This window comes from Deferrisoma palaeochoriense (genome assembly GCF_054656955.1).
The window spans coordinates 24,991-35,596 of record NZ_BAAHXI010000042.1 but is presented as its reverse complement, the minus strand read 5'-3'; the positions used below and the strand labels follow the sequence as shown (position 1 = coordinate 35,596).

General features: G+C 59.0%; 5 protein-coding genes. All 5 read right to left on the bottom strand.

Annotated features, from left to right (window positions below):
- Positions 1-39: 39 nt before the first annotated feature.
- The gene (locus tag ACYQ8L_RS12260) at positions 40-546 is read right to left on the bottom strand and encodes a hypothetical protein (protein WP_459942089.1); all 507 of its coding nucleotides are present in this window, start codon (positions 544-546) and stop codon (positions 40-42) included.
- A complete protein-coding gene (locus ACYQ8L_RS12255) occupies positions 543-1,565 on the bottom strand; it encodes an AAA family ATPase (protein WP_459942088.1) in 1,023 nt (340 codons plus the stop codon). Before ACYQ8L_RS12255 ends, ACYQ8L_RS12260 begins: the two co-directional genes overlap by 4 nt.
- On the bottom strand, positions 1,562-4,456 hold the full coding sequence (locus tag ACYQ8L_RS12250) for a DNA methyltransferase (RefSeq protein ID WP_459942091.1): 2,895 nt from the start codon (positions 4,454-4,456) through the stop codon (positions 1,562-1,564). The genes ACYQ8L_RS12255 and ACYQ8L_RS12250 overlap by 4 nt, the downstream gene beginning before the upstream one ends.
- A gap of 198 nt (positions 4,457-4,654) precedes the next feature.
- Positions 4,655-6,745: a 3'-5' exonuclease gene (locus tag ACYQ8L_RS12245; protein WP_459942087.1), complete on the bottom strand. Its 2,091-nt coding sequence runs from the start codon at positions 6,743-6,745 to the stop codon at positions 4,655-4,657.
- 113 nt (positions 6,746-6,858) lie between these two features.
- Entirely contained in the window at positions 6,859-10,596 is a 3,738-nt protein-coding gene (locus ACYQ8L_RS12240) for a DUF6079 family protein (protein WP_459942086.1), read from the bottom strand.
- Positions 10,597-10,606 lie beyond the last annotated feature (10 nt).

Sequence of the window (10,606 nt, the reverse complement as noted above, 5' to 3'; positions counted from 1 at the left end):
CTCCCCCGTGCTCGGGGCTGAAGTACCAATCGCCATCTTTCATGAAGCCGCCCTTGTGACAGGGTATTGCGGCAGATGCTTGTTCCAAGTCTCGAGATTAAACACACCGCACCCGGCAACGATCTGCCGTTGCCATGCCCCAGATGCTGGCCCTTCTACCGGCAGTTTGCGTTTCAGTTCCTCTGTTCTAACCAATAGCATGGCCTCGTCCAGGCAGCTTCCGGCAACGAGCACAAAATAGACTATTGGCTTTGTATCCGCCCCCTCGGCCCATCGATAAATAAAGGAGTCCCGATATTTACGCACGAGATCATCGTCCTTACCGCCAGTTTGCAGCTCCTGAAGAAACGCTTTACTGGCGTCCGGATCAGCACGCGGATGATCAGGATCCTTGAACTCGATGAAAAGTACCCGGTCAGGCTCTTCCACAACGAAATCCACGGCCTTCATGCAATGCGAAAGGCCATGGTCGCGGTCGTCAAATTTTCTACCCTGGACGCCATGTGGTAGCGTGAGATCGAGAGTGCCTTCCCTGAGAACCGTCATTTTGCAATCTCTCCCAGACTCCGCTTGACTTCCCGGTTGTACAGATCAGCAAAGGTTTCAGCGATTGCGTTAGGGTGTATTTGCAGGTACTCTCTTGTAGAATGACATTGGATTTCGCCTGTATCTTCGTCTCTATACAGGGAATGGAAAAGGACCTTGTCAGCAGGCCGCTTGCGAAGGTCGATCTCTTTCAGGATCACATAATCATGGGTGGCCAGAAAGACCTGAACGCCCATCCTCTGGAGCTCGAGAAGGATCTCGATGAGCGGTCCAAACAGCTTCGGATTGAGGTTGGTTTCTGGTTCGTCCCAAAATAGAACGGATCCATTCAGCAGGGTTCCGTTCTGAATCAGGAGCCACAATAAGCCCAACTTGCGCATCCCCTCGGCAAGCAGCGTAAATTCAAGATTTCCTTGGCTGTTTCTAAGGAAGAACTCTTCGTCTTTGATCGTGACCTTGCCTTCGATGAGCTTCTGTAGATTCGTGAGAAGCTTTTTCCTCTCCCGATCCATGGGTCCGCGCAGTGCCGGACGGTAAGCCCTATCCAGAATGTCCGCGTAGATTTCCTCGAAATGGACTTCCCGTTGAGAATACAGGGAACGAAACCCAGGGGCACTCGAAAGCATTTCCTTGACCGGGATATAGACGCTCTCAATTGGCTGCGATGTCCATTCTTTTGCACCGTTAACAGTCGCTGAATCAGGGACGGTTGCATGATTCGAGAAGGAAACGCGTAGTTTAAGAGGATCACGGTGGATTTCCGCCGACCCACGCTTGCTACCTTGGCCGCGCTTGACCAAGCGTCCCAGAGCGCGCCCTGATGGGAGATAAACACGGATCAACTTCTCGGCGAAGTGATCCTGCGTTTTGCTGATAGAACAGGCGGCGTAGGCCACCTTCATCAGGTGCGTTTTGCCGGTTCCATTCGCACCGACAAGCACGTTGACCCCCGGACTTGGCTCAATGTCCAGCTTTTTGAAAGCTGTGAAATTCTCGAACTTTATTCTGGTGATTGTCATAATTCTCCTCCCATCCTCGTAAGCGCCTGGTCGTACCACATGAGGAGCTTGGGGTCTTCCTGGAGGACGTTCTCGGGGATCTTGCGGGCCACGGCGATGATGGTGTCGTAGTCCCGCTCCTGCCATGCCTTCTTGAAGCCGGCGCGGACGGCTTCGAGGCGGAACACCTTCAGGCGCCGCTGCTTGGACTCGCGGTACTCTTCAAATTCGCGCAACAACGCCCGCTCGCGCAATTTCTCCAGGTCGCCAGCCTTGTTGGGGTCGGGCACGTACCAGCGATCTTTCGCGCGAGCGATGAGCAATGAGGACTGCGTGGTGAGTTGCCCGTTCTCCTCCTTCGAACGGCCGGACTCCACTTCTTTCTGGATGATCTCCCGCAGGTCTGCGCTGCGCTTCATCCACGAAACAATCTGAGAAGGAATTGGCCCCTTGCCGTCGTAGCGCAGGAAGTTCTGCTCGAGCAGTTCTGAAAGTTCCAAAGGCCTTTCGTGCTTTTGCCAGCCGGCAATTTCCTTGAGGAACTGGGGATGGAGCTCCTGGAAGGTCTGCGGCTTCTTGGTGAGCTGCTGCTTGAGCCACTGGATGGCAGAGGCCTCGTCGGTGACGAAAAGTTCAAGCTGCAGAAGCTCCTTCACCTTCATGCGGTTCTTGTCGTACTCCGCCACCTGTTCGGGCAGGAAGTACATCCCGTCGCGCTCCGGAAAGCGCTGGGCGAGCCCGGCGTAGAACTCCGCCGCGGAGAGCGGCACCGTCACGCCACGCTGGACGTGGAAGGCCACCATGCGGTCGAAGAGCAGGTAGTTCTGCCGCTCGGCGATGACCTCTGCCTTGCCGTCCTTGGAGACGAACACCGGCAGTTGCTTCAGGTGTGTGCGGACGAAGTCCCAGACACCTTCCTCGGTGCCGGCGGTCAGCTTGAACCGTTCCTCAAGCCCGCTGTTGGGTTTGTAGGCAGAGATCACTAAGTCTTGTTTGACCGCCGTGCTGGTCACCTGGCGGTAAGATCCCTGCTGTTTGTCCAGAGTGCGCACATCCGCCACCACGAACCCTGCGGCCAGCATCGCTTCCTGGATGGCGTTCCAGACGGCGTTTCGGGAGTTATGAAAGACCACAGTCATCCAGCGGCCCGGCTTGAGAACCCGGGAGTACTCCTCGAAGCACCGCTGGATGAGATGCTGGTACTCCTGTAGCCCTTTCTTCTTGGCTTTGTCCACGATGGCTTCCGGGGTGGCGTTGGTAAGCACCCGGTGCCAGGATTCCACCAGGAAGTTCAGGTCGGCGTAGTAGATGTTCTCGCCGAAAGGCGGGTCGGTAAAGATGTAGTCGATTGTGTTGTCGGGCAGGTCGAGCCAAGCGGCGGTGGCCGTAGTGATGACGGAGCGTCCGGGTCGTGTTCTATGCCCGTGAAAAGCCTTTGTCAAACGACTGAGCTTTCCTTCGAGATTGTAAAACGGAGAGACTTCCGCAATTTGAGATGCAATGTAATACACCCCAGTCAACTGGCGATTTGTTTGAGAGAACGCCGTCGGCAGATAACGATTCAAAACGGACATCCCCCAAATAGCCTGCTCCACGAAAAACAACAACATGTGCCGCATGCGCTTGTCCGGCCAAGCTTGGGCTCTGCGCCACAGCGCCGCAAGAGCGTGGGCGGCGCGGGGGAGGAAGAAGTGATGGATGTGGGTGAATCCTTTTGGTTCGACTCGGGAACCGTGATACATCCGGTGAATTGGAAAGCGATTTACAGGGACATCTGCCGGAAAGGGCAATTTCTCAATCCGTTCAAGAACGTCGCGGTCACGTTCGTCAAGATGTTTCTCAAATCGCTGCTTGCCTACCCGATAGCTAATGAGTACAGGTACGTACTTGACCCGCTTCCAGGGTTTCCCTGAACCTGGATCAATACGGGATTCAAAAACACGATCCAGTTTCCTTTTGTCCAACTCCGCCCCGCAATGCGGGCAAGAGAAGACCTCCATTACCTTCTTTGTCACTGGGTCTAGAGCCTGTTCCAGAAACACCACCTCGCCCGCGCAGTCCGGACAGGTAAACACCTCGCTCCAGACGGTGTATTCGACGCGGCCCTTGGTCTTGCCGACGGTATGCAGAGTTTCGTACATCCAGCCGATCTCTTGCTCGACCTCGTCGAGGATCTGGCGCGCCGCGCGTTCAAATTCATCCACATCGAAGGGCAGGTTGTAGTTGGCGGCAATGAAAGTGGCGGCAGGCGCGAGATCGCCCAGCACCACACGGCGCGGGCCCCACTTGGGTTCATCCCGGCCTTCTGAAGCTTTGGGATCGCGCTCGTAGCCCTCAGGTGCGGAGCCGCACCATTGTGCTGCCACTCCGGTCATGCCGGAACCGCAGAACCCGTCCAAAACCACGTCGCCCGGCTCGGTGTAATGGAGGATGTAGGGCACGATGGCCAGATGCGGCACCTTGGTGTGGTAGGAGTGAGCTTTGTAGATCGGGTCCGTCTTCCCCATGCTCACATCGACCGCGAACGGCTCCTTGCTGTAGGGTATGTTCGGGTCGTAGGGCTTGCCGTAGTGCTTGATGAAATCCGCGATGAAGGGGTTCGGGCATGCCGTGTAATACGGTGGATCGGAGAGGTTCAGGATGTCTTCGATCTCACCGTGCGGGAAGCCCACCTCGTCCTTCCAGCGCTGGAGCAGGTCCTTGCTCGACTCGGCATGGCGCATGCGCTCCGCGAGCTCGCGGAGTCGCGCGTCATCCCCCATCGGCCATTTCTCGATGGATTTCATCCGGTCCACGGCGTCTTCCACCGTGGTGAAGGGCACACCGCCCAGCTTGGCATGGAGTTCCACCAGCCCTTCGCGCAGGAGGCGAAGGAAATGCTCCCGCCGCGCCTCGTCGCTTTTAAAGGTCATCCCAAGGCATTCCACGGGCCCCGAGGTTGACGTGAACCGCTCCTCGAACAGCTTCCCCGACCCCGGTTTTGCCGGAACGGTTTCCACGCGGAACAACTCTGGGTTTTGTAACCTTTTTTTCATTTGCGATCCCTTTTCCGAGGCGATGTTTGCGGTATTAGTGCCGATCCACAGGCGCTAGCGGCTCGTGTCCGCTCCTCAGAACGCGCTTTCTTCCACAAGCCCCATTTCCCGTAGGTACGGCGTTGGAACCACGGGGTCTCCCAACATGCTCTCATTCACCATGAAGTACAGCCGTTTCCGCGCTCGTGTCATGGCCACATAAAAGAGCCTTCTTTCCTGCTCCAGATCGTTTTCCGTTCTTGCCAGCGTTGACGGCCAGATCCCGTCGTTTGCGTCAAGCACGATAACGGTGTCGAACTCCTTGCCCTTCGCGCGCAGGGCGGTCATAAGGTGCAGCGGGAGCTTCCACTGGGAATCCTCCTCTTCGTCGGAGTCGTCTTCCGGCGGCACCCTCGCCAGGGTCGCGATGGCCTTGTCGATGTCTTGATAGAAAGCCGCGTAGTCGGCGCCGTACTGTTCGGCGAGTTCGGAGAGGTAGAGGAACGGTGGATCGGTGTAGAAGATGTCATCCAACGACTTCCCGTAATCTTTCTGGAGTCCCTCGAAATGCTCGCTCACCGCGTTGATCGCTTCCGCAACAGTCGTGGCCGATAGGAGCGCGGCGATCGCGTTCGCAAACATGGTGCTCATGCGGCCCCCTTCGTTCGATCCCTTCAGTGGGCCGCTGTAACGGAACAGGGCCGAGGTGGCGTCCGTGAGCGTCTGCGGCCGTTCCCGGTACAGGTAGCGCCGCAAGGCTTCCCGGTCTTTATTCGAAAGGGGATATCGCTTGATCTTGTCGCAAAGTTTCAGGACGTCCTGCACCGGATCGAGTCCGAAGATCCCTCCGTGCGCCGCGCGTCCCCGTATGGCGAGAATGTCCTTGAGTTCGTGGAAGGCGTTACTCAAGAAAACGTGCAGATCCTCTGCCGCGTAGAAGGGGATGTTCTCTCCGGCAAAGACGATCTGGTACGGGATGATCTGGCTCCGCTTTCGCCCGATCAGGGCCACGCTTCCGCCCTCGGGGCTGGCCAGGAGCGTTTTCACCAGGGCCACGGTATCCTCGATGGCATCCCGGATGTTCGGGAACCGCCGCATCTCGATGACCGCGTCCTCGGTTTTCGCGGGCCGCACCTCTTTTTCGACCCGCCGTTTGTTGTGGCGTATGAGCCGTTGCGACAACTCGACGATGTTTCGTGGTGATCGGTAGTTTGTTGCCAGAATACACGTCTGGTATGTCCCCCCAATATGCCGTTCTGGTTCGAGGATAAAATCCGGCGTTGCCCCCCTCCACTCGTAGATGGCCTGATCATCGTCGCCCACGATGGTCAGTTCCGCCTTGTTCAGCGCCTTGATCGCCTTCAGCAAATACAAATCCAACGGGTTGATGTCTTGGAACTCGTCGACAAGGATGTGGTGGTACCGCCCGCCGCCCAACGAAACCCGTCCCTCGGCCACATCGTTTTCGATGTAGATGCGGGCCCAATATTTTTGATCCTCGAGCGAGAACAGAGCAGACCGGTACAGCAGGTCACATGCCTTCTTCCAAAATGGGATAAAGTGCTCGTAGACCTCTTCTACGGCCGTCTTCTCGTTTTCCACCAACTCCATCTGGATGAACCGCTCGAAAACCCGCTCCAACTGGCTCTCCATGCCGCAGCCCAAAAGGTAGCGAAGGTGCCCGGTAAACTGGTCAAACCCGTCCATGCGGTCATGACGGAACCCCATGGATTTGAAGAAATCGACAAGATCCAAGATGTCTTGTCCGGCCCTCGCCTTCCTCCGCGGATCCTCGAGGAGTCGCTTGAGCCTGGGGTACTCCTGCCAGACCGGCTGGAGGACGTTCTGAATGCAGAAATAGCGGTCCTTGCTGCTCGTGATGAGCTTGGGGTGGGTGGCCCGGTTCTTGATCTCCCGAAAGCCCCAGGCGTTCAGCGTGGTCACCGTCACGAGGGGGGCCACGCCGGAAAATACGGGATCCGTCTTTAGGCGGTCGCGAAGCTCGTCTCGCGCCGCGCGGGTGAAGGTGAACACCAAGAACCGGGGCCTCACCTTGTCGGCCCGCTCGGCGAGAGCCCGGCAACGGTGAAGCAGCGAATGGGTCTTGCCGGAGCCCGCCGGCGCAAGAAGCCGGATCGAGCCCCCGTCAAGCGAACAAAACTGCCGCTGGCTCTCGTCGAGAAGCATCCGGCCCCCGAACCCCTCCTGAGATGGCCCCGCATATCCTCTTGTCATGGTCCCCTCCCCGCACGGTACGTCGTGTTACGCAAGGACAGTTTGCGTGGTTTCCCGGCGCACGGTCATGCCAGTACGATTCGCACCTTGCCAGGCTCATGCCCCTTGGTGAGTTCATCGAGGTATTCCTCGAAGCGCTTCTTCAATTCCACCGGCGTCGCGGGTGAGCCGCCTTTCAGAAGGGCTGCGCGCAGGTCCTCGGTGGTGACGGAAACCTTGACGAGCCCGGAGAGCACCTCTTGCACGGCTCGCACGAACTCGCGCGTGAGGGGTTCGGGCAACTCGCGAGTCCGGAGGAACTCATCCACCAGCGATCTCGCTTCGGGTTTCAGCAGGTCGAGGTTGCCCCGGGTCGTCGGATCTTCCAGGTTGGCAAGCAGTGTTTGGGTCCACTCCTCCACGAGAGCATCGAGTTCGTTTTCCAAAGCCTGCAGCAGGGCGGCCGCCGGCGCGGAGGGGGATTCGGCACCGGGCCGGAAGAAGCAGTGCGGACAGGTGGCCGAGGTTTCGAGGTCTTTGGGCGTGAGTCGCGCGCACAGCTTCAGCCGCGACAACCGGTTCTCAAAATCGGTGAGCTGCTGGCTGGGCATGAGCTCGATAGCGGCAATGTCTCGGAGAATCCGGAATCGATCATCGCGGAGCAGGGCGTCTTTCCTCGACTCCTCGGCCGGCCCCAGCCGGGCACGCCGGTGTAGGATCTGATAGGAGTCAATGTAGGCCTGTTTCAGCCGCAGCAGTTGCTGGCGGAACCGCGAGGTTTGCCGTTTCAGCTCGGCCGGGGTTGCGACCAGCTCGGCCAAACTCTCGAGAACGGTGTCCTTCGTCTGCTTGGCCTGCTCTACCCAGCCGTCGTTCTCGGCCATCGCCATCATGGCCTCGGACAGATAGGAGGCGATGGGGCCCAGCTCCGAGACAAGCGTTTTGAGCGCCGCCACGTGGGAGAGGGCTTCAATACCCTCTGCGTGCTCCTTCACCTCCTGTGCCTCGCACCGGAAGTTCTTCAGCTTGCCCGGCGTGGAGTAGGCCTGCAGGCTTTCCAGAAAGGTTTTGGCCCGATCGAGACGATCCCGGAGCCCGGCCATCGTTTGCTCGTCGAGCAGATTGCGGCCCCAAAGCACAACCCCCTGCTGCACGAACTGTTGGGCCAGAACGAGTTCCTCCACGGTCTTGGCAACGGCCTTCTGGAGTGCCTGGACGGGCTCGTCCTTCCCCTGGGTCACCAACTGCGCCTGGCCCGGAGGGAGGCTAAGTAGCTCAAACAGGGCCTTGATGCCCGCGATGTTCCAGTCTTTGGGCCGCTCGATGTGCTTGAATCGGACGAGTTCGTCCATCGGGGTCGCGGCGAGTTCGGGCAATCCCGTGGCATCAAACTTTTTGCCGGGAATCGAGAGCACCAGGTCGCCCGAGTAGACGAGCGCGGCCAGGACCACGACCGCCCATTCCGGCTCCAGGCGGAAGCCCTTCTCCGGTGCGAAGTACTCGACCCCGTAGACCTCGTGGATCAGCTCCGAACGGTTGACGACCTGGCCGTGTCCCTTCTGCCGTAGCACCTCGAGCACATATTGGGCGTATTTCGAGCGGGACGGATCCAGGCGTTCTCCGTCGAGGAGCTCTAACGCGTCGAGCACGGCTCTGGCCTGTTTGGTGCCGTGCTGGCCCGCGATGGCCCGAAGCGCGTCCCGCGCGGCCTGCTCCCGGTTTCGGCTCGTGATCAGCACGTCGAAACTCGGATACCCCCGTGCCTGATCCTCGAAGTGCGGCCCGAGGACCAGGCTGCTCACGGCGTTCACGAGGTCGCGGAAGTTGATGCGCTCGTCGGCGTGCAAGCCCGCCAGGGACCGGAGTGATTTTCCTTTGACCCATTCGGTCAGCGATTTCGTTCTTCCGCCGTGCGTGACCTCGAAGGCGTCGAACATGTGTTCCTGGAGCCAGCGCACCAACTCGCGGAGAAAGGTTTCTGCCTTGGCGGTGTACGTGGCCTTGGCGTGGCCGCTTGCGGTGCTCGCCAGATCGAGCGCCGCGGTGTAGGAGCGAAGCGCCGCTTCAAATTCTTCATCCATCTTCTTCAGGTGGAAAAAGACCTCGTCGTCTCTTTTTTCGTCGCGAAACGGCGGCGGATCAAAGGGCTGGATGAAGTAGATGTAAAAATCCCTCGGAGGAACCGCTGTCGATCGCTCGTTGGGCGCGCCAAAAAACAGGTAGCCCAATCTCGAGGCCTTTCGATCGAGCCACTCCAGCTCGTGTTCCCAAATCCGGTACCCCGTTACATACGTATAGTCCGAGCACTCCATTACCTGCTTGAGCGCTTCATAATAATACCTATCTAGGACCGTCCTATCGAGGCTCTCGGCACGCCTTTCAATAATGGCATCAAAATCGTCCGTCTTTTTGAGATCCAAATAATACTGCTGGTTGTCCCTGTTGAAGGACACAAACTGACCGCTCACGGTCTTATGAATCTCTCGGAGCACCGTCTCCACCTGGGACAACAAGTCATCCGAGGGATCTCCCCCCAACTCCTCGATGCCCGGCTGGTAGAGGCAGAGGGAGTCCCGCAACTCCCTGGCGGTGGCCCCGACGGGCGCATAGATGTCGCCCGTGGTGAGCCGGTGAACCGAGAGCGCGTGGATAATGCGGAGCGCCATGGGCTGGTACGCCGGCCGGGTGAAGGCCTGTTTCACCCGGGATTCCAGCACCTGGCTACAGTCGATCACCGCCTTGATGTCCGGCACGGCGCGGAAGGCGGGGTTCTCCCGCAGGGTCTCCCAGTAGCTGTCGTAGGCGATGAGACCGGGCCGGTCCTCCGGCACCTCTTGGTCGAGCAGCTTCTTCATCCCGAGCGACAGGGTTTTCAGGATTTCGCGCTTTTCGATCGCGGTCACGCGTTCGAACGTGTCGATGTAATCCGGGTGAACGGGGAAAAGGCGGACGAATTCTTCCAACCGCTCGTTCATCCGGTCATAGAATTTGGCGAACGGCGTCAGGTATTCGCGAATCCTCGCTTGCTGCTCGGGGGTCTTCTTCAGCAGCCGCTCCGCCACCACGAATTTGACGTCGCTCCTCGCGATCAAAAGCTGCTCGAACCGGTCCTTGACGCGCCGGATGCTGTCGGCCACGAAGGCGAACCGGGGGCTGTCGAAGATAGCCTCCTGCACGCCCGCCATGAAGCGGAAGCGCAGGTCTTTACAGACCTCGCCCACCTCACGGAGGAAGTTGAGGTCGAGAATGAGCTCCTGGTCCTTGCGGGTGCGCAGATAGTCCAGCAACTCGTCCACGACGAGAAGCAGGCCGTGGTCCGGATAGACCTGGTGGAACGCGGCCATCATCTCCTCGAACGCCCGCTTGTTGTTGGGGATCTGGCTGGCATCCGGGAAGGTGTAGGTCACGCCCATGGCAGCCAGGCGCTCCTCCAACTCACCGACGAGAATCTTCCGTAGCGACATGGTGGTGGCCCCGATCTCGGTGCGGACCACCTTGAACCTGCCGGCGATGGCGCCCGCTGCTTGGGCCACCTGCTCGTTTCCCACGGCGGAAACGAGTTCCGCGTTCTCGCAGATCGCGGAGATTACCGACATCAGGTGCGATTTACCGGTGCCGTAGTTGCCGACGATCAGCAGCCCCTTGTTATCGGCAGGCTGGTCGAACTGGAGCTGGGGGATCACAAGCCCGGTCAGCTTCTCGGCCATCTCGTCGGAGATGACATAGGTGCGGACCAGGGATCTCGCGCTTGCCGCCTCGTCGGCATCCCGTAGCTGGACGACGGACTCGATGGGCTCGAACTGGATCAGTTCCCCGTACTTCATGCTCCTCGCC

Bases quoted from the DNA above. Each gene is read 5' to 3' on its own strand.
- ACYQ8L_RS12240 (WP_459942086.1), bottom strand. From the start codon at position 10,596: ATGAAGTACGGGGAACTGATCCAGTTCGAGCCCATCGAGTCCGTCGTC.
- ACYQ8L_RS12260 (WP_459942089.1), bottom strand. From the start codon at position 546: ATGACGGTTCTCAGGGAAGGCACTCTCGATCTCACGCTACCACATGGC.
- ACYQ8L_RS12255 (WP_459942088.1), bottom strand. From the start codon at position 1,565: ATGACAATCACCAGAATAAAGTTCGAGAATTTCACAGCTTTCAAAAAG.
- ACYQ8L_RS12245 (WP_459942087.1), bottom strand. From the start codon at position 6,745: ATGCTTCTCGACGAGAGCCAGCGGCAGTTTTGTTCGCTTGACGGGGGC.
- ACYQ8L_RS12250 (WP_459942091.1), bottom strand. From the start codon at position 4,456: ATGACCTTTAAAAGCGACGAGGCGCGGCGGGAGCATTTCCTTCGCCTC.